At 51.6% G+C, this 25954-nt stretch carries 25 protein-coding genes; 9 read left to right on the top strand and 16 right to left on the bottom strand.

All coding sequences use genetic code 11. The features are described 5' to 3' along the window. Positions 1-99 precede the first annotated feature (99 nt). Positions 100-1161 carry a suppressor of fused domain protein gene (locus MKX98_RS26460; protein WP_220684107.1) on the bottom strand — a complete coding sequence of 354 codons (1062 nt, stop codon included), beginning with the start codon at positions 1159-1161 and terminating at the stop codon, positions 100-102. 172 nt (positions 1162-1333) lie between these two features. Between MKX98_RS26460 and MKX98_RS26465 the strand changes: the two genes are divergently transcribed. Then, the gene (locus MKX98_RS26465) at positions 1334-2065 is read left to right on the top strand and encodes a hypothetical protein (RefSeq protein ID WP_339219369.1); all 732 of its coding nucleotides are present in this window, start codon (positions 1334-1336) and stop codon (positions 2063-2065) included. Positions 2066-2341: 276 nt separating this feature from the next. Here MKX98_RS26465 and MKX98_RS26470 read toward each other — a convergent pair whose 3' ends face one another. Continuing rightward, positions 2342-3103: an SDR family oxidoreductase gene (locus MKX98_RS26470; protein WP_339219371.1), complete on the bottom strand. Its 762-nt coding sequence runs from the start codon at positions 3101-3103 to the stop codon at positions 2342-2344. A gap of 225 nt (positions 3104-3328) precedes the next feature. Here MKX98_RS26470 and MKX98_RS26475 point away from each other — a divergent pair, with 225 nt between their 5' ends. Next, on the top strand, positions 3329-4441 hold the full coding sequence (locus tag MKX98_RS26475; RefSeq protein WP_339219373.1) for a DUF3626 domain-containing protein: 1113 nt from the start codon (positions 3329-3331) through the stop codon (positions 4439-4441). A 137-nt stretch (positions 4442-4578) separates the two neighbouring features. Beyond that, the gene (locus MKX98_RS26480) at positions 4579-5433 is read left to right on the top strand and encodes an AraC family transcriptional regulator (protein WP_339219375.1); all 855 of its coding nucleotides are present in this window, start codon (positions 4579-4581) and stop codon (positions 5431-5433) included. Between the two features lie 135 nt (positions 5434-5568). Here the strand turns inward: MKX98_RS26480 and MKX98_RS26485 are convergent, their stop codons facing one another. Beyond that, positions 5569-6060, bottom strand: a complete 492-nt coding sequence (locus MKX98_RS26485) for a GyrI-like domain-containing protein (protein ID WP_339219377.1) — start codon at positions 6058-6060, stop codon at positions 5569-5571. Between the two features lie 93 nt (positions 6061-6153). Here MKX98_RS26485 and MKX98_RS26490 point away from each other — a divergent pair, with 93 nt between their 5' ends. Continuing rightward, complete coding sequence (locus tag MKX98_RS26490) at positions 6154-6846, top strand: GyrI-like domain-containing protein (protein ID WP_194544242.1); 693 nt, start codon at positions 6154-6156, stop codon at positions 6844-6846. A gap of 81 nt (positions 6847-6927) precedes the next feature. Here MKX98_RS26490 and fabV read toward each other — a convergent pair whose 3' ends face one another. After that, positions 6928-8118: an enoyl-ACP reductase FabV gene (gene fabV / locus MKX98_RS26495; protein ID WP_339219380.1), complete on the bottom strand. Its 1191-nt coding sequence runs from the start codon at positions 8116-8118 to the stop codon at positions 6928-6930. A gap of 225 nt (positions 8119-8343) precedes the next feature. Next, the gene (locus MKX98_RS26500) at positions 8344-9093 is read right to left on the bottom strand and encodes an SDR family oxidoreductase (protein WP_339219382.1); all 750 of its coding nucleotides are present in this window, start codon (positions 9091-9093) and stop codon (positions 8344-8346) included. A gap of 144 nt (positions 9094-9237) precedes the next feature. Between MKX98_RS26500 and MKX98_RS26505 the strand changes: the two genes are divergently transcribed. Next, on the top strand, positions 9238-10137 hold the full coding sequence (locus MKX98_RS26505) for a LysR family transcriptional regulator (RefSeq protein ID WP_071217930.1): 900 nt from the start codon (positions 9238-9240) through the stop codon (positions 10135-10137). Positions 10138-10234: 97 nt separating this feature from the next. Here MKX98_RS26505 and MKX98_RS26510 read toward each other — a convergent pair whose 3' ends face one another. After that, the gene (locus MKX98_RS26510) at positions 10235-10999 is read right to left on the bottom strand and encodes an exodeoxyribonuclease III (RefSeq protein WP_194544245.1); all 765 of its coding nucleotides are present in this window, start codon (positions 10997-10999) and stop codon (positions 10235-10237) included. Between the two features lie 251 nt (positions 11000-11250). Between MKX98_RS26510 and MKX98_RS26515 the strand changes: the two genes are divergently transcribed. Next, complete coding sequence (locus tag MKX98_RS26515) at positions 11251-11394, top strand: hypothetical protein (protein ID WP_009595787.1); 144 nt, start codon at positions 11251-11253, stop codon at positions 11392-11394. A gap of 150 nt (positions 11395-11544) precedes the next feature. On the opposite strand, the gene MKX98_RS26520 is transcribed toward MKX98_RS26515, so the two are convergent. The 3 genes from MKX98_RS26520 to MKX98_RS26530 all read right to left on the bottom strand — a co-directional run bounded on the left by MKX98_RS26520 (position 11545) and on the right by MKX98_RS26530 (position 13880). Then, positions 11545-11919, bottom strand: coding sequence for a VOC family protein (locus MKX98_RS26520; RefSeq protein WP_071217928.1), 375 nt, complete (start codon positions 11917-11919; stop codon positions 11545-11547). 93 nt (positions 11920-12012) lie between these two features. Continuing rightward, positions 12013-12807 carry an RNA polymerase sigma factor gene (locus MKX98_RS26525; protein ID WP_339219386.1) on the bottom strand — a complete coding sequence of 265 codons (795 nt, stop codon included), beginning with the start codon at positions 12805-12807 and terminating at the stop codon, positions 12013-12015. 56 nt (positions 12808-12863) lie between these two features. Next, the gene (locus MKX98_RS26530; RefSeq protein ID WP_339219388.1) at positions 12864-13880 is read right to left on the bottom strand and encodes an iron-hydroxamate ABC transporter substrate-binding protein; all 1017 of its coding nucleotides are present in this window, start codon (positions 13878-13880) and stop codon (positions 12864-12866) included. 150 nt (positions 13881-14030) lie between these two features. Between MKX98_RS26530 and MKX98_RS26535 the strand changes: the two genes are divergently transcribed. Beyond that, positions 14031-15071 (top strand): iron ABC transporter permease, encoded by a 1041-nt coding sequence (locus tag MKX98_RS26535; protein WP_220684099.1) that lies wholly within the window; start codon positions 14031-14033, stop codon positions 15069-15071. A gap of 2 nt (positions 15072-15073) precedes the next feature. Continuing rightward, entirely contained in the window at positions 15074-16078 is a 1005-nt protein-coding gene (locus tag MKX98_RS26540; RefSeq protein WP_339219391.1) for an iron ABC transporter permease, read from the top strand. A gap of 105 nt (positions 16079-16183) precedes the next feature. Here the strand turns inward: MKX98_RS26540 and MKX98_RS26545 are convergent, their stop codons facing one another. Next, a complete protein-coding gene (locus tag MKX98_RS26545) occupies positions 16184-17233 on the bottom strand; it encodes a 2,3-butanediol dehydrogenase (protein WP_339219393.1) in 1050 nt (349 codons plus the stop codon). Between the two features lie 327 nt (positions 17234-17560). Here MKX98_RS26545 and MKX98_RS26550 point away from each other — a divergent pair, with 327 nt between their 5' ends. After that, positions 17561-18589: a LacI family DNA-binding transcriptional regulator gene (locus tag MKX98_RS26550; protein WP_113057555.1), complete on the top strand. Its 1029-nt coding sequence runs from the start codon at positions 17561-17563 to the stop codon at positions 18587-18589. Between the two features lie 134 nt (positions 18590-18723). On the opposite strand, the gene MKX98_RS26555 is transcribed toward MKX98_RS26550, so the two are convergent. From MKX98_RS26555 to MKX98_RS26580, 6 genes are all read right to left on the bottom strand, one after another. Further along, entirely contained in the window at positions 18724-20040 is a 1317-nt protein-coding gene (locus MKX98_RS26555; protein ID WP_339219395.1) for a 6-phospho-beta-glucosidase, read from the bottom strand. Next, the gene (locus tag MKX98_RS26560; RefSeq protein WP_194544252.1) at positions 20025-21017 is read right to left on the bottom strand and encodes a BadF/BadG/BcrA/BcrD ATPase family protein; all 993 of its coding nucleotides are present in this window, start codon (positions 21015-21017) and stop codon (positions 20025-20027) included. Before MKX98_RS26560 ends, MKX98_RS26555 begins: the two co-directional genes overlap by 16 nt. A 104-nt stretch (positions 21018-21121) precedes the next feature. Beyond that, on the bottom strand, positions 21122-22789 hold the full coding sequence (locus MKX98_RS26565) for an extracellular solute-binding protein (protein ID WP_339219398.1): 1668 nt from the start codon (positions 22787-22789) through the stop codon (positions 21122-21124). Between the two features lie 73 nt (positions 22790-22862). Beyond that, positions 22863-23756 (bottom strand): carbohydrate ABC transporter permease, encoded by an 894-nt coding sequence (locus MKX98_RS26570; protein ID WP_260068104.1) that lies wholly within the window; start codon positions 23754-23756, stop codon positions 22863-22865. A 22-nt stretch (positions 23757-23778) separates the two neighbouring features. After that, positions 23779-24732: an ABC transporter permease subunit gene (locus tag MKX98_RS26575; protein WP_339219402.1), complete on the bottom strand. Its 954-nt coding sequence runs from the start codon at positions 24730-24732 to the stop codon at positions 23779-23781. 134 nt (positions 24733-24866) lie between these two features. Further along, positions 24867-25745 (bottom strand): AraC family transcriptional regulator, encoded by an 879-nt coding sequence (locus MKX98_RS26580; protein ID WP_194544255.1) that lies wholly within the window; start codon positions 25743-25745, stop codon positions 24867-24869. Positions 25746-25954: the final 209 nt, after the last annotated feature.

Raw genomic sequence — 25954 nt, forward strand, 5'->3', positions numbered from 1 at the left:
CGCTTTAAAGTATAAGTATATAGACATCACTCAAATTGTAAACTATTTTATATGGACAGGAAATTGTTTCTATCTGTGTTATTCTTATTTTCCACCGTGCTATCCGATAACTTGTACAACATTTCCTTCTTGATCCTTGATTTCCGTCTTCAGGACTTCAATCCGAATTCCGTGCAAGCCAGAAAGCTCGAAGGTGCTGACCTGCGGCAGCAATCGGCTTGAAAATTCACCCGCGGTCCGATCGTCCAAAACAAGGGTAACATCTCCATCCTCTGCAGTCCAGCGACTCTCTTCCCCCGGCTCAAATACGACCCGAACATCCGAGCCTACTAGGCTCAGTTTCTTATCTTTCAGAATTCGGCCCTGCAGCAGCTTCCCGATAATTTCGGCCTGCTTCGCGCCTATTTGCAAGGTGGCCGGGGTTTTACTTAACCAGCCCTTCTTCCCGGGTTCAAAAGCCAGCTGGCTCACGTAGAGAAATCCGGTGTTCGAGCCCTCTTGTTTTCTCCCCCGATCAACGGCTTCTGAAATCGAAGGCATCTTCAGCAGCGAATCCCGATCCAGGTCCGTTATGTACTGCGGCATATATTCCGCACAAGCTTGTAATACGCCAAGCGTATTCCATGTCTGCATCGCCTCGAGCTCTTCACGCGTGATGCCAACCATCTGCAGGAATTCTACCCGACCATTCGGCGTATCCATCCCCGGCAGCTCGGGATCCAGGGTGAAGGCGAGTGCGGTCAATTGCGTATCGGTTCCCAGGCAGATCGGCCCATTGGCATCCAAATAATCCCCCGAGCGAAAAACATTCCCGCTGTTAAACACGTATCTCCCCATGTTCTGAAGCAGATTTAGCGCCCACGCCGGCGGCTCTTCCTCGTCCTCCCGCTTAGCCAGCCTGAACGTCAATTCGAATCCGTAACCGCTCTCCTCCAGATTGTCCGACTCCTTGTCATACAGCTCGCTAAAGCCATAAGTGACCATATGCCAATGGGGAAAAGGGGCATTCGACGTATAAGCGCTGATTCCATTCAGCGGATCGGGTCCTCCAAGAGCATAAGGAATTAGGGCTCCGTAATGTTTCGGCTCCTGCTCCCCGTACAGCTTCAACAGCTGCTCGTCAATTGCGTCCCAGCCTGCGGCGTTTTCTTCATATGTCATATCCTGTTCCCTCCCGTTTCCTGTGCATCCAAAAATATAACCATATCCGAGTAGGCCCAATCATTCAAGTCACCATCCTCTTCCGCTTCATTATATAGGACGTATAGAGGAATGAAGAAGTAACCAGCGAAGTGTATAATAGAACCATCTCAACAAAGGAGCCTACATGTTCATGAAAAAAATAACGGCATTATCCGTAACCTTAACACTTTCAGCTTCGCTTATAGCCACTTCGCTAGCCCCGCTGCCGGGTTCCGTCGATGCGGCCTCCGCCAAGGAATGGATACAGATCTCCGAACGGACATCCTATTACGGTGAAGCAGCCAACGGCCAGCCCAATGGTCGCGGTACGATCAAGTGGGGAAATGGCAAACAATATTCCGGCGAATTCATTAACGGGAAGCGCACCGGAAACGGTAAATACATTAACGAATACCAATTAGACGGTGAGACGCATAAGGTGGTATATATCGGCCGCTGGAACAACGACAAAATGGATGGCGAAGGCATCCTGACGCATAAGGTGACGTTGCCTGACGGGTCCGTTCGATGGAATCAGATCCAGAAGGGGACATTCCAGGCAGGTGTATTCCAAAGCGGATACGATGTCATTCATGCCGTCGCGGATCCCGACTACAGCTTTACCTACAAGAAAGGCAAGGAATCGCTCGAAATCATGGGCTTCAATCAAAACATGAAGCAAGCCTGGACCGCCGGAACGATGTTCAGCGTTCATTACAAAAACGGCAACATCAACAAAAAATCTTCGATCTTCCCTGCCAATTCGGCAGCTGAACAGCGTCAAAATGACGTCGCGATTCGTTATTTCAAGAGTATTCAAAGCAAAGTAAATCCTCACCTGGAACAATTTGAAGCATTGTCCAAGCAGGTTCCGTTAAAATAACCCAGCCCCATACAATCGTCAAAGAACCCGGTAGCTTGCCTAGAGCAAGACCGGGTTCTTCTATTACCGAAGTCTATTAATCACAATATTTCATAAAGCAGGACCCTCGAATACATACTGAATCGTATATTGATCCGGCTTCTTGACCACGATGGTATCCCCATTCATTCGGCGATATCTCTATTGTGAACGTCCCTCGTTCAGCATCGTGATGGTCTTATCGATTCGCCGCTGCCGGGTTTCCATCGCTTGCAAGCTTGATAACGATAAACCTACCTACTGTGCCGTCCAGCCGCCATCCACAAGCAGCAAAGTGCCAGTAACGAGATCAGCTGCCGGGGAGGCGAGATAAATCACGGCTCCGGCCACATCGCCTATGGTGCCGATCCGCCCTGCGGGAATCCGTGCCAGGACGCCATCGCGGAAATCAGGGGAGTCCAAACGCTCGGCTGTTCCCGGCGTATGGATGAACGTAGGGCCGACGGCATTAATGTTCACGCCACGGCTGGACCACTCCAGCGCCAGCACCTTCGTCAGCTGATTCACGCCGCCTTTGGAGGCGCAATAGGCTGCCCCTTCCGTAATCCCAACGACACTCACCTGGGAGCTGACGTTAATGATTTTTCCAAACCCCTGCTCCAGCATGATACGGCCAGCGGCCTGACAGCAGAAAAATACGCCCTTCAAATTCACGTCCATCATCTCATCCCAATAATCCTCCGTGATGTCTTCCGCCAGCATCCCCTCTCCCAGACCCGCGTTATTGACCACGATATCGAGCCGGCCGAAGTCCTTGGCTACCTGACCAAATACAGCTCGAATCTGCTCCACATTCCGGACGTCCAGCTCATAGGCCTTGGCCTGACCTCCTGCCTGAGAGATTTCCTCGACCAATGGATGGAGCAGGTCCTTGCTTCGTGCCATGACGGCAACCTTGGCCCCTGCCGCTGCCAGCGCTTGGGCTAGTCCATAACCGATGCCTTTGCTGGCCCCCGTCACGATCGCGATTTTATCCTGTATGCTGAAATTAGGCTGCATATGTAATACCTCCATCTCTTATATACATTTATGTTAGTTTCATTAAAGCATGATGGCGGGTCAGCAGCAATCTTTGCCAGTCCCCCTTCCCAATAAATCCATCCCGTTAAGTACTATAATACGTTCATTTGCAGCAGCAATAGAGGAATCTCAGCCCGTGGGCTAGAAATGATGAGGATAATAGCGATCGTTGTTTAGTTTGGAGAGTATGGAGGAAATCCACTTATGAGCGGACGGTTATCTGAAGCGCAGCAGCAAGCGATTCTTCATGTCGAATCAACAGCGGCGAGCCAGCGAAGGGTCGCCTTGAAAATGACGGAGCACATCTTGCGGAAGCATGGAAAAGATTCCGTAACGATCGGCTCACTGTTATCCTATATCGAAAAATTTGCCCGCGTCACGTTGAATTTCCATCCGGATCGGATACTGCCCGCCGGACACGCTGTCATCGAATCCCTCATGGCAGAAGGCATATATCATAACCAATTCATCACGAGCGTGACCAATGGAAGCAAGACCGCTTATCCGGGCGGTGACCGCGACCAATGGGAACGGCTCCTGTTTGGCGGAGCCTACCAGCAGCCCGGTGTGCGTAACGATGAGCGGCCGAAATACGGAGGACTTAATCTTATGAATTATGCCGATGGCGCGTCTCCCCGCTTCGGCTCCTGTTTGTTGGTGCTGTCCCCTAACGTATTGAACCGCTGTACCTTTACGTTCGGAGACAGTCATGCAGGTCCTGAGTATGTAGGCACGCTCCGTCGATGGGATTCCATTCTCGCTGCACTCTTGCATCAAGTTGAGTCCACTGGCTCGGCCCTGGGTTCCCCGAATGTGGACATTCCATCCATGCTGGATCGGCTTCTTCATCTGCCTTCATCATATACCGGTTCTTCCGGGCCTGTCGGTCGTTCCTTGGATGATTATATTGAAGCGCAGATCCATGGCGTCATTGACTTGTCCAGCGATGTGGAGGCCCTGGTAGCCGATCCTTCCTATAGGAACACCCCAATTGGATCTTTGCTTCATGCTTTATGTGAACGGTATAACCTCACCTTGTCCTGGCATCCCGGCTTCTGCCTTGCTGTACGGGATGTTCCGGATGATTTTCGGGGACCCGCCATGCGACCGCTCACCAAGCGGATCGATCAACGGTTTGGAGGCTCGCTGGGCATGCTGGATGCAGCCATTATCGGCAAAGCGGCTGCTCAACTGCACCATGATTCAAGCGAATGGAGCGATTGGGGAACATTTGCTGAAACCTTCCAGCATCTCAAACAGCTGTGGCATGTGCTCGTAAAGTATGGACATTCGTATCCGTATACGCCAAACCGCTAAGCTGTTTTTTTTGCCTAGTACCTGCGTTGGAATGATGGTTTGACTTAGATAACCGGGCTAGCGGAATCCGTTCAGCAACGGCTAGGCCTATCAAGCGCACCTTCTTATACATTGATCTTAGAAAGGATGATGACCGGATGGATTGGGTAAAGCGGATGAATGAGGCCATAGGCTATATAGAAGAGCACATAACCGAGGAGATCGATTACGCTGAAGCTGCTCAGATCGCATGCTGCTCCGTTTATCATTTTCAACGCATGTTTCCGTTCATTACGGATGTGTCGCTGTCCGAATACATACGGAGACGCCGGCTGACACTGGCCGCTTACGAGCTGCAAAACAGCGATATCAAAGTAATCGATCTAGCGCTTAAATATGGTTATGATTCCCCGGAGGCGTTCGCGCGTGCGTTCCAGAACATGCATGGCACAACGCCGACGGCTGCACGCCAAACCGGCACCAAACTGAAGGCCTATCCCCGCATCTCCTTTCAATTCTCAATGCGAGGGGCTGCCGAAATGAATTACAGAATCGAAGAAATGAAAGAGTTTTCCGTTGTCGGTTTCAAGGAGCAGGTACGCACGCAGCGTGCTTATGAAGACGTTCCCCGCCTCTGGATGGAGGCCCAGGAGAAGGGCATTTTCGAGAAACTATGGAACTATCGTGTGCAGGACCATCCGATCCGCGGAATACTCGGTGTTTGTGCAGACGGTGACTATGGGAAGAATGAGGATTTTGACTACATCATGTCCGTCGTATCCACGGATACGCCTCAGGAACCGATGGTACAGCGACATTTCCCTGCCGCCACTTGGGCCGTATTCGAGCTGGAAGGAGATCCAAGCGGCATTGCAGAGATGTGGAAACGTCTTTATACGGAGTGGATACCATCCCAAACTTATGATCTAGCGCCGCTTCCCGCCATCGAATGCTATCTTCCTCCGGATGAGCATAAGAACGAGTTATGGATTCCCGTGATTAGAAAGGCTTAGTACAACTCCGCAGTAACGACGTATTTTTCGCTCACCGCTACGAAAATCTAGATCGTGCGGTGAGCACTCCATCATTTTTCCCCGCCTATATGAAACAAGCCCAACCTGCCCAATCCTTCGAGGACTTTTCTGTTCTCATATATGAACAGGAATCATGATGATAAATTCGGGGTCATCCGCATAGGGATCCTGGCTCATCGGATATTTTTCGAAATGCGTTAAATGATCCGGGTTATATTCCGAGTAACCTTGTTCTTTGATCCAGGCATAGATATTGTTATAGGACTGATCGATGCTCTGCTCTTTCCGATGAGTACAAGAGGCATAGGTTAATGCGGGAACGGATATCGTAACCATCCCCTCCGGAATTTCGTCGATCCGTTCCACTTCCACGACCGCGTAGTGAATAAATCCGTCACCACCGGGAACAGCGTGATAAGATAGCCCCAGCAGCGTGTCGGTATGCAAGGCATGGGGGATCTCCGCGAGCCGCTCTTGCATCAACCGATGCACTGCACGTATCCCGCCTGCACCCGCCTCGGCAAATGTGCCTTCCCACTTCAATCCTATCGCCTGAAAAGCTTCCTTAGTCGTAACCGCTGCTTCGTTTCGTTGATCGATTGTCATCAGTAAATGCTCCTTTATCCTGTATTTGGTTTCATTATATACTTGAACTATGCCAGAAACTGTCATAGTATAAAAAATCACAGGAGCGAAAACATGCCCAAAACCGAACGCATCCTTAAGGTCATGCAGCGGGTGTATGAACGGCAAAACTTCACTGTTGGCGAGTTAGCCGAAGAATTCTCGGTTTCGTACCGTACGATGCTCCGCTATCTTCATGAGCTGTCTCGTTTAGGTGTCCCTTTATACGCCAATGAGGGGAAAAACGGCGGCTACTCCATTCTGACATCGCGGCAAAAGCGAGAACGATCCGCACAGACGAATGAATCTATTCAGCGGATCATCAAACCGCAAACGCTGATCGTCGGCCTGGAGATGAAGCTTCCTTTTACGGCCTATTATATGTCCCAAGCCCTCAAGCCAAAGCTCTGGCAGGAACTCCAGGACCGTATGGAGGAAATTCCATATATCCGCAAGAAAACGTCGAATCCCTTGTATATTGCAGCTGTTTTGAATCGACAGCAGATCTATCACTATGTAGCCGGAATCGAGGTAACGACGATTCGTGATACGCCGGAGCGGATGGTGGGTTTAACCCTGCCGACACAGGAATATGCCATGTACACCCATGAGGGGCATTCCGACAGGGAGGATACCGACCAGTCCTATGCCTATGTTATCCAGCAATTGAAACAACGTGCCCTTACGCCAAACCCGTCGCTCTACAGCTTGGAGCTGAGAACTTCGGTACATGCCTCTAAGGCCCAAATCTACATACCTATAACCTGAATGAATCAGAAGCTTCCCAATTCCGTTTGTCCCGCAAAAAAAAGCGAGTCCCCCAATCATTTCGGGGCTCGCTTTTTTGCATTAAATGGCTTTCGGATTGTCGACCACTGGATTAACATCCGCATCGTAATCCACGCCATCGGTTTCAAAGCCGAACAGCTGGAAGAACTCGCGGCGGTAACCGGCAAGGTCCGTCAATTCTTCAATATTTTCGCTTGTCACCTTGCTCCACAGTTCGGCTACCTCGGCCTGTACATCCTCGCGTAGCTCCCAATCGTCAATACGGATGCGCCCCTTCTCATCCACCGGCGTTTCTTGCCCTTTATAGAGGCGGTCGGAGAATAGACGATAGATCTGCTCGATGCAGCCTTCGTGAAGCCCCTTCTCCTTCATCACTTTGTACAGCGCCGATACGTACAGCGGAACGACCGGGATCGCTGAGCTGGATTGGGTCACTAACGCTTTGCTGACCGTTACATAAGCTCGCCCGCCTCCAGCAGCAAGCTTCTCGTTCAATTTCAGCGCGGTTGCCTCCAGGTGATCCTTGGCTTGTCCAATGGATCCATCCCGGTAGATGGCTTTGGTAATCTCGGAGCCGATGTAGGAGAAAGCAATCGTGGTCACATCAGGAGTCAATACGCCGCCTTCCGCCAGCTCATTCATCCATAATTCCCAATCGCCGCCGCCCATCACCTCTACGGTGTTCTTCACTTCCTCTTCCGTGGCCGGCTCAATCGTTACCTCCGTCACTTCACCCGTATGGAAGTTTACCGTCTTGTTGGTATAGGCCGGTCCGATCGGCTTCAATACGGAGCTGACCGTCTCACCCGTCTCAGGCAGCGTACGGCGCGCCGAAGCAACACTGTACACTACGAGATCAACCTGTCCCAGCTCTTTGCGGATAAGCTCAACCGTCTTGGCTTTGGTCTCTTGCGTGAAAGCATCTCCTGTCACGCTGAACGATTTTAAGCCTGCAGCCTCCGCTGCCTTCTCAAATGCGACCGAGTTATACCAGCCTGCCGAAGCGGTCCGCTTCTCGGTTGCCTGGCTGGGACGATACACGCCTACAGTATTTGCCCGGGAGCCGAATGCGGCAGCAATTCTGGCCGACAAGCCGTACCCGGTGGAAGCGCCGATAACCAGCACATTGCGCGGGCCCTCGATGCCAGGCTGTTGTAACACATAATCAATCTGCTCCTGCACCTGGGCTTCGCAGCCTACAGGATGGGATGTTGTGCAAATAAATCCGCGTGTTCTAGGTTTAATGATCATATTTATATACCTCTCTTCCAGTAATCGTCGTCTGACACCATATGTATGGTCTTTTAATTTTCCTTTCTATTTTAACTGTTTTTTGTGGAGAGAGGAAATCTTTTGACAGGAAATCCAAGAAAACCTCTCTTTACGAATCATGCTAGCTGCAGCCAGCATCCATTCAAAAGAGAGGTTTGTATTAGCGTATATCGATAATTAGCAATCCATAAAATGACCGTTACATTATTTAAATGACGCGTAACCTTGGTCAGCCATGACCACGCTGCCTGTAATCGCAGCGGCTTCATCCAGTGACACGAGATACACGGTATCCGCAACAACCTCAGGCTTTGTTAATTCACCGCCCATGACTTTGGCTCTCATGGAATCCAGCATCCCGGAATCTTTATAGCCTTGAATAATCGGTGTATCCACTGCTCCAGGAGCAACGGCAACGACGCGAATGCCATATGGTGCCAGTTCAAGCGCAGCGGATTTGCTCATCATGATGACAGCGCCTTTTGTAGCGTGATAAGCAAACGTTCCCGGTGAAGCCAGGAATCCGAATACGGATGCTGTATTGATGATCACGCCTTTAATGCCAAGCTCTTTCATCTTTCTGCCTGCTGCTATAATACCGTAAGCCACCCCGTGCTGATTCACGTTAATGGTGCGATGGTAGAGATCCATATTTTGCTCGAGAACCGGTCCAGCCCCGCCAATACCCGCATTATTGTGCATGACATCGATGCGGCCGTAAAGCTCAACCGCTTTATCCACAAGCGCCTCGACGCTTTCTTGTTTGGAAACATCGACTTGAACGAAAGTGGCTTCGCCGCCTTCTTTTTTGATCCATTCGACCGTCTCTTGACCGGCTGCCTCATTATAATCGGCAACGACGACACGATCGCCCTTTCTTGCAAATTTAAGGGAGACCTGACGACCGATTCCGCTTGCTCCGCCGGTAATTACCGCTACACGTTGTTCTGACATTATCAATGACCTCCTAGGGTATAATAGCGTTATTGTTTGAACATTGTGTGTCCATGTCCTTGTGTTCATTGTAACGCTGCGTTATATTTAAGTAAATTTAAACCTAATTAATATTACTTAACTATAGATTAAGGATGAGGTCATATGAATCTTGAACAACTGGAATATATCGTGGAGACGGCCAAGACAGGATCGTTAACCAAAGCAGCCCAGAATTGCAACGTTACCCTTTCCGCCGTCAGCCAAGCAGTGTCCAGCCTGGAAGCCGAGTTCGGTTTCTCCTTGTTCACCCGGTCGCGGCTTGGTGCCGTACCCACAGCCGAGGGCCAGCGAATCCTCCAGAAAGCCTATGCCATTTTGGAACAATTTCAGGAGCTGAAATCAGAAGCCGAAGGATATTCCAACCTGCTGAGCGGATCTTTGCGGATTGCTACCGTTCCGGTCCCCTTAACGCTGTCCATCGATGCCATTATCCAGTTTAAAAAGGACTTCCCCCAGATCAAACTCGAAATTACGGAAAAAGCGACACTTGATATTATTGAGGATATCAAACAAAATCATGCGGATATCGGTTTGATTTTTGTGGATGATTCCACCATTCATCAACACCGCGGCCTTCACTTCGGCAAGCTGCTGGAGAGCAAATTCGTGGTGGGGGTCAGCCGTCAATCTCCACTTGCCATGCGGCAATCGATCACGCCCGAAGAACTGCGTAAATACCCCTTGGTTCTCTACAAGGATGACAGTCTGTTCAAGCTGATGGATGTATTCGAGGAGCAGTACGGGGAAATGGATCTGCTCTTCTCAACCAACCAGACAAGAGTCATACAGAAGGTCGTCGAAGAAAATGTAGCGGTCACGGTGGGGGTCGATTTGTCCTTCTCGAGCTTCACTCCCGTACCTTCGGGAAACATCGTAACGCTGGAGCTGGAGATGCCCCCCGGCCACACTGCTTCTTCATTCGGATGGGTACAGCCCGGAACCCACCATCTGTCGAAGCCGGCCTCGATCTTTCTGGACAAGTTGAAGCATCAGATTGGGTGAACGGAGCCTTTGCTTTCAATATAAAAGCCAACCGGCGTAGGCAAGGCTGTTATCCAGTCCCCTGCTCTTCGGTTGGCTTTTTTTAAAAATCTGAATTTTAACGTAATGACTCGCTGAGCGTCAAACTCACCGGGCAATGATCGCTTCCCATCACATGGCAGTCGATCTCGGCATCCTTCAGCTTCTCGGTTAAACGGGCAGACGCCAGAAAATAATCGATGCGCCAGCCGATATTCCGCTCCCTTACCTTGGCCATATACGACCACCAGCTGTATACGTCCGTACGGTCCGGGTAGAAGTGGCGGAAGGAATCGATGAAGCCCGCTGCCAGCAGATCGGTCATTTTGCCGCGCTCTTCCAGGGTGAAGCCGGAATTGCCATGATTGGACTTGGCATTTTTCAAATCGATTTCCTGATGTGCCACATTCAAGTCGCCGCATACGATCACGGGTTTACGTTCGTCAAGCTGAAGCAAGTAAGCACGGAACCGTTCCTCCCACTCCAATCGATAATCCAGTCTGCTCAGGTCGCGCTTCGCATTCGGCGTATACACGTTTACGAGATAGAAGTCCTCAAACTCCAGCGTGATCACTCTGCCCTCGGGCTCACTGTCTTCCTCCAGACCATAGCGAACGGACAATGGGGCGATTTTCGTAAATACCGCCGTTCCTGAGTACCCCTTCTTCTCCGCATAGTTCCAATATTGTTGATATTCCGTCCCTAAATCGAGCTCGATCTGCCCCGCTTGCAGTTTCGTTTCCTGCACGCAAAATATATCGGCATCCACCTGCTGAAAATAATCCATAAATCCCTTCGTTACGCAGGCCCGCAATCCATTGACGTTCCATGACACTAGCTTCATATCGCAACCTCCGTGGTATCCATATCGTTTAAGCGTGTTGAATCTATGAATCTTCTAAATTCTACTATGGTATCATGTCACGGCTGAAACGAACAAGCAGCTACGAGCGCTTTCATCATAACTTCATAAACGGAAGATGAGACCCTGCGTGCATAATCCCGCGCCAAATCAGGAACAACATAAACGTTCGCAAAGTACGATCATTCGTACGTTCGCAATCGATGAGAACCCCACATAAGGAGGAATGCAGCATGACAGGCAGAAACAGCAAACCTAAGAACGACGGTCCTTCCAGCAGCCCTGAGCGTTTGGACCAATACGGTGATAAACTTGCTTCCGAGAATGAGGAAGAGTTTACTTCGGCGGCCGAGGAGCACTGTCGGGATCAGGAATAACGGATTTGATACGACTGTTGATGCACATTCGATAATCACCGCAGCAAAAACACCCATCCTTGCCAAGTCAATGAATGGGTGTTTTTCCTAATCGATCGTCTGGGCAAACACGATGCCCGTCGGTTATAGCCATTCTGCTTCTCGCTGTCGTTACTCCGTCACTCCGCAGCGGTTGCCGTCTGGATCCGTCAGGGAAAAGCCCTTGAACCCGCCAAAATCCTCAATTTCCGTCACGTCGGCTCCCTTGGCAACCAATCGTTGATGAATTTCACTTACATTCGTGGTATGCAGGTTGAAATATTGCCCCACGCCATAATCATTTCTGGGAAAAACCGGCTGCTTCACTTCATAGGACCGCACGAGGCAGAAGGATACCTTCTCATCGTTCATTCGCATGACCACCGCATTCGGTTCATCCGTATGGATCACTTCAAATCCGAGCATGTCCGTATACCAGGCCGTCGAACGCTTCAGATCACTGACCGGTACAAAGATGCCAACGCCGTACAAAAGGGATTTTTTCAAAAAACTTCCTCCTCTTTGATTTGCTTATATAGCTACTGACACATAAGTAACGAAATTTCGAGCTAAAACCAAACAGCGTCCAAATATAATGTTTTATTCTGTAAGTTTCCATACATTTCCATCCGGATCTTCCATATAAAATGCAAGGGCTCCGCCAACCCGGCTCAATTTGCTTATTCTTATTCGCAGCTTCGTCAATTGGAGATACGAGGTACAAATGGCTTTGGGATCCCTTTTCCGAAAAGCCTCCACAAGCCCATCCATATCCAGTCCTGCCGCTGTGCCTGCCCGGGCTTTCTCTTGCGGCTTAGATTCCATGCCTGTTTGCTGCAAGCGATGCAGCTTCTTCAGCCTGGTTCGCGCACGTCCGAGCGACACCTGAACCGTCCCTTCCGACATGAAGAGAAAATCAGCCGTCTCCCTGGCCGTGAAGTCAAAAACGTCCATCAGCAGCAAAATAACCATCGCCCGTGGGGACAACCGGTCCGCTAAGGCCTCCAAGAGCTCCCTGGTGGATAAGCCGTCATCCTCGGCCGCCCTATCTGCTAACTCATCCTGGGAAGCCCTCATTCCGGGCTTATCCTTCTTCAGTCGGTCCTTCCACGCGTTGCTTGCGATGCGATATAAATAGGCATTGGACAGGTGTTTTCCAGGATCGGTTTCAACGGCTCGCATCACCTTTATCATGACGTCCTGCAGCAGATCCTCCGCTTCCCATGGATCCCCTGAGATTCGCATACAGTATCGGTTCAGCTTCGCCTGCACATTGGATAAGTCCGGCATATACTTCGGCATCATCATTCCCACCTCGCTAATTAGTTCTGTGAGTGCCCACGTTTTCCTGCTGAATGTTTGCGCCGTCCCTGTTCCATATACGTACCCATACAAAAAACCGCCTCCCCACTAATGTGGGAAGGCGGCTGATTGGCTCGATCTAACAGCGTTTATTTCACCAAACTCTCCAGCACGTTATCGATGATCTGGCCGTTGGCAATCGTACCGGTATACAGCCAGCTTGTTTCTTTTCCATATTCATAGATGTTGCCGTTCTTAACGGCCGGAATATTCGCCCAGAGCGGATCCTGAAGCACATCCGCCCCTTCGCCGTCGCTGTTAATAAAGAACAGATGATCCGCGTCGAGCTCGGCCAATTTCTCCAGGGAAATGGAGGACCAGTTGCCCGTAGCCGATGCCGAAATTTCCTTCACCACGTCCGGTACCGTAAGTCCCAAGTCGCCGTACATAACGGCTCCGCTGGACAATGTCTCGCTTACGACGAACAATTTACCGCCGACAAGCCATATCGCTGCAGCAGATTCACCGCCGATCGATTGCTGGATTTTCTCCTTGGCCTCCTTTGCCTTCTGCTCGTATTGATCGAGTGCCGCTTGCGCTTCCTCCTCCATGCCAAAGATTTCCCCTACTTTCTTCAGCTCTTCGCGCCAATCGTTATTGACCTCATTGCCGATGACGTAGGTTGGAGCAATCTTCTCGTATTGGCTGTACTTATTGCCTTCTACCATGGAAGCCGAGTCCATAATCAATAAATCCGGCTGGAAGCTCGCTACCGCTTCAAAGGGAAGATCATGCTCAATCGTAGGCACATCCTTCAATGAATCCTGCAGATAATCCTGGACGCTTCCGCCTTTGACCGACCACTGCGCGATTGGGGTAATTCCTAACGCCACCAGGTTATCCTCCAAGTAAGAAGCAATCACCCGTTTCGGCTCGGCTGGAATTTTCACCTCATGACCCATGGCGTCTGTCAGTGTTCGTTCTGTCTTGGCTTCCGAGCTTCCTTCCTCCGGCTTCGCTTCGCTGCCGCCGTTCTGCTCGCTTGGCGTTTGCGCCTCCGTTGGCTCGTTCCCGGCTGCGTCCTTGCTATTTCCACAAGCAGCAAGCAGCGTGAAAGCTGCCAATAGTCCTGCGATTATCCATATTTTTTTCTTAAATCGACTCATTTTACAGGTCCCCTTTATGTATATTTTTTCTGCTTAGATCACTAGCAATCTTGGGATGAAGTGATATAATATAACCATGATAATGAAATTCATTCTCAATTACAATACTTTCATTCTTATTTTTTTATCAACACGAAGGTTTAGGTGACTATGCAAGCAAATCATCCCATTAACAAATCAACCGCAAAATCCATTTATCGTCCCAAGACAGCCGCGGCCGTCATTCTGCTGGGGCTTGGTCTGCTGGCTGCAGCGATGGCATCCTCCATTATCTATGGCGCTTCGAACATTAAGCTGTCCACCATATGGGAGGCGTTTGTCCGCTTCGATGCCCATTCCACCTCGCACCAGATTATCCAAAGACTGCGCATGCCGAGGGCCCTGGCAGCTGCACTGATCGGCGGTTCCCTGGCGGTTTCCGGAGCCATCATGCAAGGCATGACAAGAAACGCGCTTGCTTCCCCTTCCATTATGGGAGTCACCGCAGGTGCCACTTTCATGATGTCGATCGGGTTTGCCTTTATGGAGTCGCCATCCAACACTGTGCTCATGCTGCTGTCTTTTGCCGGTGCAGGCCTTGGGGCCGGACTCGTGCTTCTCATCGGCTCGTTATCCAAACGGGGCCTGACGCCCGTCAAGCTGGCTCTGGCCGGATCTGCCGTAACCGCGCTCCTAAGCTCGATTTCCTCGGCCATTGCCATCCGCTTTAACGTTGCCAAGGATATCAGCTTCTGGTATGCCGGAGGCGTGTCGGGCGTGCAGTGGGTGAACGTGCAGCTTCTGATCCCTGTCGCCATCATCGGGCTGCTCATTGCACTCGCACTCAGCAGATCCATTACCGTCATGAGCCTGGGCGAAGAGGTCGCTACCGGGCTTGGCCAAAAAACAGGAACCGTGAAGTTTCTGGGCACGCTCGTTGTGCTGCTCCTCACGGGCGCAGCGGTAGCTGTGGGCGGAACGATCGGATTCGTGGGGCTTGTCATCCCGCATATCGTTCGCTTCATCGTAGGTCCCGACTATCGGCTGATCATCCCTTGTTCTGCTGTCATGGGAGCACTTCTGCTGGTGTTTGCCGATGTGGGGGCGCGGATGATCAACCCTCCGTTCGAGACGCCTGTTGGCGCAATTACGGCCATGATCGGCGTTCCTTTCTTCCTCTATCTTGCACGTCGGGAAGGGAGGGGGCTGTAACGATGAATACAACGCGAAAAATCATGTCCGTGTCGATGATCCTGCTGCTGGCCATATTAGCCGTGTTTCTGGTCAGCCTGAATATGGGAACGATGAAAATCCCGCTCGCTGAGGTCATCAAAGCATTCAACGGGACGGGATCTGAGCAAAATTATACCGTTCTGGTGCACTTTCGTTTACCCCGCATGGTCATTGCCATCCTGATCGGTGCGGGAATCGCCGTCTCCGGTGCTATTCTGCAGAGTGTTTCGCGGAACGCGCTGGCAGACCCGGGCATCCTAGGCATTAATTCCGGAGCAGGACTGGCCGTCGTGCTGTATATCTTTTATTTCCAAGGCAGCTCGTTCAGCTCCGGCATATGGTCCGTCTATATCATGCCTTTTGCCGCCCTATTCGGTGCTTTTCTTGCCGCCTTCCTCATCTATTCGCTGGCCTGGAAGCAAGGCGTAACGCCGATCCGGCTGGTGCTTGTGGGGATTGGCATCAACGCGGCTTTCGGCGCGCTTATTATCGTGTTCCAGCTCATGATGGACCCTAACAATTTCATGCAGGCTACCATCTGGCTGTCCGGAAGCATTTGGGGCGCAAGCTGGGAATATGTCGTTGCGATCCTCCCGTGGATCCTTCTGCTGATTCCCTGGGCGGTGTATAAATCGCAACATTTGAATGTGCTGAACCTTGGGGACCACACGGCAGCGGGACTTGGGGTCACGGTAGAACGCGAGCGAAGAACGCTGCTGTTCATCTCCGTTGCCCTCGCTGGCGCCTGCGTGGCCGTAGGCGGCGGGATCGCATTTCTTGGACTGGTTGCTCCGCATCTGGCGCGTAAGCTGGTAGGGCCCCGTCATCAGGGAATGCTCCCGGTCTCCGCGCTGCTCGGCTCACTGGTGCTGCTTGTGGCCGATATGATCGGCAAGAACCTAATGGCCCCTTCCGAGATTCCTGTAGGATTAGTCGTTTCATGTCTCGGAGCACCCTACTTTATTTATTTGTTGATCAAGGATTAATTGAATGAGTTTAAAAAAGACGGCGATGACCTCCCGAATCCATTCGGAGGTAATCGCCGTTGTTTTGTATAATGTGCTAAAGCTTGTGCAAATGCGTTACTGCGTTTAGTGAGCACTCACCAGGATCTTCACCTGGTTCTTCTCTTTAAGCAGAGCCTCAAAGCCCCGGTCGATAACCTCATCCAGCTTGATCCGCTGGGTGACCAGCTTATCCGCAGGGAAGAATCCTTTTTCCATCAGGCTAATGACAGCCGGGAATACGTCGCGATAACCGATGATTCCGGTAATATTGCGCTCCTTCATCACGATGTCATTCGGCACGATCGGAGCGGAGGTTTCAAAGATGCTCACAATCATAATCTGCCCGCCAATCTTTGTAGAGTTGATCGCTTGATTCAGTACAGGCGGAACACCCGTCACTTCAAATGCGACATCTACCCCGCCGCCGGTCCGGCGATGAAGTTCCTCAACCACATCGTAAGCCTTCGGATCAATCACGATGGCACCCAATTCTTCAGCTTTTTGTTTACGCTCAGCCGACAGCTCCACGGCGTAAATCTCGGACGCCCCTGCTGCCTTCAATGCCTCGATGACAAGCAGACCGATCGGCCCCGCACCGAATACAACCGCCCGATCCCCTGCCTTGAGCTGGCTTTGGCGTACGGCATACAAAGCGACTGCCGAAGGCTCTACCAAAGCCCCTTGCTCATAGGAGACGCTGTCCGGAATTTTATGAACCATATGCTCATCCGCGGCGACATATTCGGAGAATCCGCCGCCACCGCCGGCAAGGCCGAGAAAGCCCATTTCGTCGCACAGATTGTATTTGCCTTGTCTGCAAGCTTCGCATTTTCCGCATGCAAATACAGGCTCAACAACCACGCGGTCACCGGCCTTGAATTTCGTAACGCCTTCGCCAACCTCTACCACCTGGCCGGAAAATTCATGGCCCATAACCACCGGAGCCTGTTCTCCGGTAAGGGTGTGAGGCGTATTCTCAGGTATAAATATAGGTCCGGCTACGTATTCGTGGAGGTCGCTGCCACAAATCCCGCACCATTCAACCTTGATTTTCACTTTTCCACTCGTAACTTGCGGCTCCGCAATGGTCTCCAAACGCAGATCCTTTACTCCATGCCAGCGCAATGCTTGCATTGTCTTCATCTCCTTATGGGTTCGAAAAAATAAAAACAAAACGGGAAACGTTTCCGAAAACAAATATGTCACAGTTTTGACAATCTGTCAAACATGATGGACTATAATGTATGAAAAGTCATGGACAACCGGTGATCAGGGTACATCGACTTTTTTAAGGAGTTGCAGCTTTTTATGCGCCCTCTTCCGCCGCACCTCATTTCTTAGCGAGGTGTTCCATGAATTGAAGGTATTCTTAATGTTATAATATAGATATTACTCCATTAGGATTTCGAATCAGATCAATAACAGGAAACGTTTCCGAAATAGAGAGAGGACTTTTTGAATATGGTAAATCCCAAAAAAGTGACGATTGAAGATGTCGCCAAACAAGCGGGCGTTGGCATTGCCACCGTGTCCCGAGCCATCAACGACAGCAAGGGGATCAGTCCGAAAACGAAAGCACGGATCATGCAGGTGATCGAAGAAATCGGATTTAGTCCGGATACATCGGCTCAAAGCCTGAAGGTTCGGCAGACGAATCAAATCGCCTTGGCCGTGCCTGACATCCGTAATGCAATCATCCCGGAAATCGCCTGGTCGGTGGAACAGACCGCCAAGCAGCACGGATATCGGGTCGTTCAGATCAATACGGCCGGGAATGCCCGTAACGAGCTTGAAATCGTGAGAGATATCAAGAAGCTGCACGTAGACGGCTTGATTATTATGCCGCTGGCTTATCCGAAAACGCTGGGCGACCTGATCAACAAATCCAGCCTCCCCGTCTCGATCATTAATTATGGGAAACAGCTGGGGGATGAGTATAAAGCCGATATCGTCGGCCTGGCACGCCAGGAGGGCAGGCTTGTCATGGAGCATCTGCTGAAAATCGGTCGGACCCGCATTGCCTACGCGGGTGCGCCCAAAGATAAAATCGAAGAGCGGTATTGGGCCTATGAGCAGTCGCTGACGCAAGTCGATCCGTCGCTTGTCTATTTCGGGGAGGATTTCTCGTTTGAAACGGGGGTTCGTGCGGCGGACTATTTCTATGGCCTGAGGCATATGCCGGACGCCATCTATGCGGTAAACGATATGGTTGCGATCGGTATCGTCAACCGTTTTAAAGAGCTGAAGATCCGGGTTCCCGATGATGTGGCCGTCGTCGGCATCGATAACAATGTATGGACCACCGTCACGACGCCTCAGATCAGCTCGGTGTCCATCATGGGCGATGAAGTAGCCCGGCTGGCTACGGAATTGCTGCTCAAGCGCCTTCGCGAGCAAAAGTCCGGCCAATACGAACGCGTGCAATTCGAACCGAGGCTCATCGTCAGGGAATCCAGCGTATCCGTTATACGAAACGCAACAACCGACTAGGGTCAGCAACCCAGCCCATAAAGAAGAGCCTGGAACGCGGAGTTCCAGGCTCTTCTTGCCGCTCTTGAAAAATATTAGACGCTTAATGACTTAGGGTATACAAGTAATAGCTTGTATTAAACGTCAGTCACCGCTTACCGAACTTCTTGCTCCTGAAAAAATCGCGGCAGATACGAACGGTTCCGCTCCAGCATCTCATCCAGCATCGCTTCCGCGGCACCAACGGAATCGATGAGCGGATGAACGCTAAGCGCGAGCAGCGCTTTCTCTCTGCTTCCCGTTACTGCCGCCTCGATAGCCAAACTTTCGTAGGTTTTCACGGCTTGGATCAGGCCCACCGCCGCAGCCGGTACTCGCTCGACCGGCACCGGAACCGCACCGTTCTTCGTCACGACGCAGTTCACCTCGATACTGGCATCCGCCGGCAGGAAGTCCAGCGTCTCGCCGTTCATGACATTCAGCGTCTGAATCTCACCGCTATCCGTATGAATAGCCTTCATCAGATTGACGGCCGCCTCGGAGTAATAAGCACCGCCGCGCTGCTCAAGCTGCTTCGGCTTTTCCGCGAGCCCCGGCTGCTCGTAAATCTCGAACAGCTCTTCCTCAAGACGCTGGACCGTCTCGGCTCTTGTCTCCCCTCTTACCGCGGCAGCCTGCTGCTCCTCCAGCATCTCACGATGGAGGTAATAATATTTTAAATAATAGGACGGAATCGCACCTATCGCCCGAATCAGCGTATCATTCCAGGCCAACTGAGGCACGTTGCCGGCAGAATAGCTCCCGCCTGCAGCCAGTAGCTCCTCCAGCTTCGACTTCCCGTCAACCTCAATTCGGCTGATCCAGTGCAGATGATTCAATCCGGCAAACTCGCAGTAGATGCGCTGCGCCGGCACCTCGTAAAGCCCGGACAGCCATTTGTAAGCGGCGATGGGGGAGTTGCACAAACCGATGGAGCGGATGCCGGAGTGCTTCATGATGGCTTCCGTTACCATCCCGGCGGGATTGGTGAAATTCAACAACCAGGCGTCCGGACATAATACCTCCATGTCCTTGCATATATCCAGAAGAACCGGTATCGTACGCAGAGCCTTCATCATGCCGCCGGCTCCGGTCGTCTCCTGCCCGAGCATTCCGTATTTCAAGGGAATCGTTTCGTCCCAGCCTCTGGCCTCCAGCAGCCCGACTCGCATCTGAGTCGATACATAATGGGCATTCTTCAGACCTTCCTTACGGTCCAAGGTTAGCGTAATACGAATCGGCAATCCGCTTCGCTCAATCATTCGCTGGGCCAGGCCGCCTACAATTTCGAGCTTACGGCGGCCTTCCGGGATATCCACGAGGACGATATCCGTCACCGGAAACGACGCATAATGGCGGATGAAACCTTCAATCAGCTCTGGGGTATACGAGGATCCACCACCGATAACAGCAACCTTCAATCCAGTGCCCATTCCACATTCCTCTCCTTCACGGCAAGCTCTTGCTGCAATTGTTCATACACGGCAGTGCCCGGAACGACGCCGCTATCATCCATTGCGAGCAGGACGGCACCTGCTGCCGGCTCAAGGTCCAGAATGCGCAGCCGGCCATTCGGGGCTGCCGCAAGAACCTGAGACTCGATATACGGAACGACATATTCCCTTTCTCCCCTGGTCAGGACGCTGCCTGCCAGCACGACGTCGAAGGCGTCATTGCCCATGTTAAGCTTATGAATAACCGCGCTGGCGACCTTCCCCAGCTCCATCCCTTGTCTCTCCAATATCTTTCTTGCAGCCTCATCCACGGGTGCAGCTTGAAACAGCAGCTTCGCCAAAGTATGCGGCGCCCTTCTGCCCTCGTCCAAAAATCGGTGAAACATCTCCTCCACGCTGCTGAATCTAAGCGCATCCAGCGTGAGCGGCGTCAAAGAAGTCGGCTTCTCACGGCCTTCCCAGGAACGAACGACCGTCCGAAACACCTCGACGGCAAGGTCAGCGCCTCCACCGAAATCGCCGAACGCATAACCGAATCCTCCGATCTGAACCTCCTCGCCTGCCGCGTTGACGCCGTAACCGTTCGTTCCGCTGCCGCATATTAGGACAACGCCGTCCCTCTGTCTTGTGCCGGCTCGCATGGCAATGACGGTATCACATGCGATATGGTGTTTCTTGAAGCCCATGGCGCCGATCATGGGCCGCAAGATGCGGAAATCCGCCTCGCGGTCGGCTCCTGCGAGCCCGAAAGACGCACAGGTGATATTTTCTCGTTGTAGTCCCGCCTGCCCAAGCGCTTCTTCCACGGCCTGCCTGATGCTGGATTCCGCAAGCGCTGCCCCAAGCTGATGGTTGCCGCAACCGCCCATTCCCTTTCCTGCGATTCGTCCCGTCTCGTCCGCCACGACCGCCAGCGTTTTGCTTCCTCCGCCATCGACTCCCAAGTAGTAATTCAAGTATGATCTCTCCTATGATGCCCGGCTCATGAAGCCGTCCTGCCCAAGGAATGCCAGCGGATATTCCGCAAGCCCCTGAAAGAACGACGGCTTCGCCGTGACGTTTATTTCGATGCTTCCAGCTTCTGCTTATTCTCCTGCCATTTTGCCGTTTTGTACTTCAACAGCTTGTCATAACCCGCTTTTTGCGCATCCGCCTCTGCCTTATCCAGAAGCGAGAGCACTTCCTGATCTGAGGAGGCCGAGCTGATCGCCTTGGCTCTAACCTGCTCATAAATTTCGAACACGCGCTGTGCAATAATGCCTTCCTCCGAATCGCCTGCCGGATCGAGATTAACGTACTCCGTCGTGTTCATCTGCGTCTTCCAGGTAATCTCCGATTGCCAATACGTTTCGAAGTTCCGCTTCTCCGGCGGGAGCGTGGATTCGAATTTCATCTTGGAATTGTCGACATACACCGTGTTGCCGTTCCACTGGAAGTTGACCGTGGCGTTCATCAGCTCATCGCGTCCCTTCGCATCGCTGGTGAATTTATCGGTGAACAGCGGCATGTCCTCTTCGTCCGTCCCGTCCCAGTACAAACCTTCAGGTCCCCACATGATCGTCCGCTGGCCCTCGGGACCGGTAAACCAATCCAGGAACGCGAAAATAGCTTCCGGATCTTTTGCCGCTTGCGTAATGACGCTGACGTTCCAGCCAAGCTGTTTGTAGTCGCCCGGGAAAATTTTGTTGCGATCCAATCCTTCCTTGTGGACCGGCCATATCATGATGTAACCAGCATCGGGGTCTTGTGCCTTCAGTAGATTGTTGCCCTTGGAACCGAACTCGGTAGGGCTGGATGCCACATATACTGCCACATTGCCGCTCAGAATCTTCTGTTCAACTTGCTCCAGCTTCTGTGTGAAGGCATCCTGCGTAATGAGTTTCTCGCGGTACAATCGGCTCATATATTGAAGCAGCTCGCGATAAACGGGATCCGTGAACAGCGACACGAGTTGATCCCCTTGGGGTACGGCAATCATACTGTTGAACGTATACGGGCGATTCTCGGCAAAAGCCGACACCATGATGTCCACGCCCGCTGCCGATTGGCCTACCTCCAACGGAACGATATTCGGATACTTCGCCTTCACTTGCTTCAGATAGGCGTACAGATCATCCGGCGTTTCCAGTTTTGGCGATCCGAGCTCCTCATAAATCTTTTTATTGACGAGATAGCCGGCATTGCCGTTCGGCTGCGTCGTATACCAGTTCGGGAATTGATACAGCTTGCCGTCCGGCGAGCGAAGCAAATCGAGCGTGGACTCCCCGGCCCATTTTTTCAAATTCGGGTATTTATCCAGATAATCGTCGAACGGCACCAGCATGCCCTCGGCACGAAGCCTCTCAACCTCCGCACCCCGCTCCATCCATATGACATCCGGCAGCTCCCCGGACACGATCATCGTACTAAGCTTGTTCTTGGCAACGCCGCCGGAGCTGACCGGGACCACGTTGACCTTCTTGTTCTCCTGGATCCACTTGGTTGCCGGATCCGCACCCCAATCCGGCATGGTATACCAGTCATAGTGGCCGTAGAACGAAAATTCCAGCGGGTTCTCTCCCAGCACAAAGGTATCCTCTCCGGCTGGCTTCTCCTTGTTTTGCGAGCCTGGGCTCTCCTTCTCCGGGCTTGCTGAGTTACCTTCTGAACCCGAACATCCCGTTAAAGCCATAACGATGACAAGCGTGACTGACCATGCAGATAGAAGCCTTTTTCCCCTTTTTTTCATTCCAAGTGCTCCCTTCATGATTCATCTATGGTCAAAGCTACCGCTTTAAACCCTTGGCAAGGTTGCTGGTGAATTACTCCTTCAAAGAACCGATTAACACACCCTTCACAAAATACTTCTGAACGAATGGATATACGCACAGAATCGGGACGGTTGCCACCATCATGGTCGCCATGGACAAGGACTTGGTCGTTACGGCCTTCATCGCGCTCATCCGGCCCTGCGCCGCCGCATCCATGTTCTGCATTTGTTCCATCATGATATTGGCATTGAGGATCTGCTGAAGCTTCGTCTGTATCGGCAGCAGATCCGCGTTGGATATGTAAATGCTTGGCGCAAACCAATCATTCCAATGATATACGGCCGTGAACAACGACAGCGTCGCAATGACCGGTCCCGATAGCGGAAGCACGATTCGGAAGAATACGCCCCAGTTCGAGGAACCGTCGATATGGGCCGACTCCTCAAGGCCGGGCGGGATGCCCTTAAAGAACGTCCGGAATATGATCATATTCCACACGCTGATGATACCTGGAATGACCATAACCCAGAACGTGTTCATCAGGCCCAGCTCCCGAATAAGCAAATAATTCGGAATGAGTCCGCCGCTGAAGTACATCGTTACGATGCAAGTGACCATATAAAAATTTCGGCCCATCAACTCGCGCTTGGATATGCCATAAGCGAATATGGCGGTTGCTACAATGGATAGAAGCGTACCGATGACCGTGCGGAGCACCGAGATGACGAACCCGTCAATGAGGCGCTCGTCCTTGAACACGACGCGGTAATTCTCCAGCGTAAATTCGCGTGGCCAGAACGTAATGCCGCCCATCATCGTGTCAGTCCCCGAGTTAAACGAGATGATGGCCGCGTTCCAGAATGGGTACAGCGCGATAAATGCCAGCAATGCCAAAGAACCGTAGATGAACCCCACGAATACCCGGTCTCCGTTTGACAGCCTCATAAACATCTCTCCCCTTTCTTCCCTACCATAGGCTGTTCCCCGATCGTCGGGCCCAGTAATTGGCTCCGGCCAATAACAAGACGCTGATGATGGCCTTAAATAGACCTGCCGCTGTAGCGTAGGAGAATCGGCTGTTCTGAATGCCAATCCGGTAGACGTACGTGTCCAGCACGTCGCTGACATCCCGCAATACCGGATTGCCGGCCAGCAGCAAAATGTCCTCAAAACCGGCATTCAGGAAATTGCCGATCGCCAAAATCGAGAACACAACGATAATCGGCATGATGGACGGAATCGTGATGGAGATGATCTGCTTCAGACGGCTCGCACCGTCAATGGAAGCCGCTTCATACAGCTGGGGATTGATGCCAGCAATGGCCGCCAAATACACAATGGAGGAAAAACCGATCTCCTTCCACACATTCGTTACCGTCAGGATGCTCCAGAAATACTTCGGCTCCGATAGAAAATTGATCGGTTCATCGATCAGGTTCAGCTTCTGCAGCAGAATGTTCAGACTGCCGTTGTCCGTGGACAGAATGGAAATCGCAAAGCCCGAGACGATGACCCACGACAAGAAGTGAGGCAGATAGCTGATGGTCTGGACGATTCTTTTGAAGGAATGCCTCCCTACTTCATTCAGCATCAACGCAAGCAGGATCGGTGCAGGAAACCCGATGCACAGCTTCAGCAGGCTGATGACCAGAGTGTTCCGCATAATGGTCCAGAACTCCGGAGCCCCAAAGAACATCTCAAAATGCTTGAAGCCGACCCACGGGCTGTTCAGAAACCCCTTGAACAAACTGTAGTCCTGGAACGCCATGAGCACGCCGTACATGGGAATGTAGCTGAAAACCAGAATGAACATCATGGCCGGAAGCACCATCAGCTGTATATCCCATTGCTTCAGAAAGCGGCGCAAGCGGCCTTTCTTCACATGCGTCTCCGCCCTGCTGTCGATCCCGATTTGCGGCACTGGCATCTCCCCCTTTAATATTTTGTGTTAGGTTTATTGACATATTCTTGAGATGCTTGCCACTTTATTGTATCGCCTGACCAGGCTCATTTCTCTGCTAAAACAAGCAAAAACCAGCACTATTTCACTGGTTTTTAGGAATGTTGCTTTTGTGAAGCCTTCGGCGTCATGCCGATGTGCTTTTTGAACAGCCGATTAAAGTTGGTCAGCGTACGGAAGCCGCATTCCAGGGCGACGTCCATCACTTTCATATGTCCTCCTTCCAGCATCGTGACCGCCTGCTCCAGCCGAATGTGGATCAGGTACAAGAGCGGCGGCATCCCGACCGCACGCTTGAATATTTCGCTGAACCTGGAAGGACTGAGATAGACCAGGGAAGCCAATTCCTCCAGCGTCCAGGGGTGGGCAAAATTTTGCTCCATCACCATGATGACTTGACGCATTTTCTCCAGCTGCCGTTCGCTGATGCTGGGTTCGCTCCCGCCCTCCCCTTCGATCCGGCACTCCCGGTTTACGGTAGCCAGGAACTGAAGCAGAAGCGAGTATACTATCGTAGCGTAAGACCGCTGTTCCCCCACATGCTCCTTCTGCAGCTCAAACAGCAGCGAACGCAGCTTATCCATCGCCGGGTGGTCGCGGGGGATCAGGTTCATGTAATGCTTGCCCATCTCGCGGAACGGGCTGAACAGCTCCGGATCGAACCGGAGGTTATGGATAAACCAAGTCGAATCGAATGAAATGACGGTCATGACAAGATCCTTCGTCTCGTAAGCGCAATGAAGATCATTCGAGTTGATGAGCAGTACATCCCCTTGCTGGAATTCGAATTTTTGCCCATTGATGATGTAGTAACCCGTACCGGATTTAATGTAATTTATCTCCAGCACATTGTGCCAATGAAGCTTTTGATAGGGGCTGGTCACGCCAATCGTATCGGCGACAAAAACCGGATAATTCTTGGCTAATATTACTTTTTCCTTCGGTATCGCTTCTTCCCGCATGATCGATGGCATGATAAATCCCTCCATAACCGATATTTTTTTGTAAGCGTTGCATCCATACATTTCTTGTGAAAGACTCTATCATCTATGTTCCATAGTTGTAAATAAAAAGCTGCCCCAAATGTCATTTCTGACCTGGGGCAGCTTGTTGGTGCGATGATTCCAGAACAATAAGCGGATGCTGATCAAGGAAACTTCAACATACCTGATCAAAACCTGCT

The sequence above is a fragment of the Paenibacillus sp. FSL W7-1332 genome (genome assembly GCF_037969785.1).
Lineage (GTDB): Bacteria > Bacillota > Bacilli > Paenibacillales > Paenibacillaceae > Paenibacillus_AQ.

What these genes read in the sequence shown, in the direction of transcription:
- MKX98_RS26460 (WP_220684107.1), bottom strand. Translation starts at nt 1,161, where the DNA reads ATGACATATGAAGAAAACGCCGCAGGCTGGGACGCAATTGACGAGCAG.
- MKX98_RS26465 (WP_339219369.1), top strand. Translation starts at nt 1,334, where the DNA reads ATGAAAAAAATAACGGCATTATCCGTAACCTTAACACTTTCAGCTTCG.
- MKX98_RS26470 (WP_339219371.1), bottom strand. Translation starts at nt 3,103, where the DNA reads ATGCAGCCTAATTTCAGCATACAGGATAAAATCGCGATCGTGACGGGG.
- MKX98_RS26475 (WP_339219373.1), top strand. Translation starts at nt 3,329, where the DNA reads ATGAGCGGACGGTTATCTGAAGCGCAGCAGCAAGCGATTCTTCATGTC.
- MKX98_RS26480 (WP_339219375.1), top strand. Translation starts at nt 4,579, where the DNA reads ATGGATTGGGTAAAGCGGATGAATGAGGCCATAGGCTATATAGAAGAG.
- MKX98_RS26485 (WP_339219377.1), bottom strand. Translation starts at nt 6,060, where the DNA reads ATGACAATCGATCAACGAAACGAAGCAGCGGTTACGACTAAGGAAGCT.
- MKX98_RS26490 (WP_194544242.1), top strand. Translation starts at nt 6,154, where the DNA reads ATGCCCAAAACCGAACGCATCCTTAAGGTCATGCAGCGGGTGTATGAA.
- fabV (WP_339219380.1), bottom strand. Translation starts at nt 8,118, where the DNA reads ATGATCATTAAACCTAGAACACGCGGATTTATTTGCACAACATCCCAT.
- MKX98_RS26500 (WP_339219382.1), bottom strand. Translation starts at nt 9,093, where the DNA reads ATGTCAGAACAACGTGTAGCGGTAATTACCGGCGGAGCAAGCGGAATC.
- MKX98_RS26505 (WP_071217930.1), top strand. Translation starts at nt 9,238, where the DNA reads ATGAATCTTGAACAACTGGAATATATCGTGGAGACGGCCAAGACAGGA.
- MKX98_RS26510 (WP_194544245.1), bottom strand. Translation starts at nt 10,999, where the DNA reads ATGAAGCTAGTGTCATGGAACGTCAATGGATTGCGGGCCTGCGTAACG.
- MKX98_RS26515 (WP_009595787.1), top strand. Translation starts at nt 11,251, where the DNA reads ATGACAGGCAGAAACAGCAAACCTAAGAACGACGGTCCTTCCAGCAGC.
- MKX98_RS26530 (WP_339219388.1), bottom strand. Translation starts at nt 13,880, where the DNA reads ATGAGTCGATTTAAGAAAAAAATATGGATAATCGCAGGACTATTGGCA.
- MKX98_RS26535 (WP_220684099.1), top strand. Translation starts at nt 14,031, where the DNA reads ATGCAAGCAAATCATCCCATTAACAAATCAACCGCAAAATCCATTTAT.
- MKX98_RS26540 (WP_339219391.1), top strand. Translation starts at nt 15,074, where the DNA reads ATGAATACAACGCGAAAAATCATGTCCGTGTCGATGATCCTGCTGCTG.
- MKX98_RS26545 (WP_339219393.1), bottom strand. Translation starts at nt 17,233, where the DNA reads ATGCAAGCATTGCGCTGGCATGGAGTAAAGGATCTGCGTTTGGAGACC.
- MKX98_RS26550 (WP_113057555.1), top strand. Translation starts at nt 17,561, where the DNA reads ATGGTAAATCCCAAAAAAGTGACGATTGAAGATGTCGCCAAACAAGCG.
- MKX98_RS26555 (WP_339219395.1), bottom strand. Translation starts at nt 20,040, where the DNA reads ATGGGCACTGGATTGAAGGTTGCTGTTATCGGTGGTGGATCCTCGTAT.
- MKX98_RS26565 (WP_339219398.1), bottom strand. Translation starts at nt 22,789, where the DNA reads ATGAAAAAAAGGGGAAAAAGGCTTCTATCTGCATGGTCAGTCACGCTT.
- MKX98_RS26570 (WP_260068104.1), bottom strand. Translation starts at nt 23,756, where the DNA reads ATGAGGCTGTCAAACGGAGACCGGGTATTCGTGGGGTTCATCTACGGT.
- MKX98_RS26580 (WP_194544255.1), bottom strand. Translation starts at nt 25,745, where the DNA reads ATGCCATCGATCATGCGGGAAGAAGCGATACCGAAGGAAAAAGTAATA.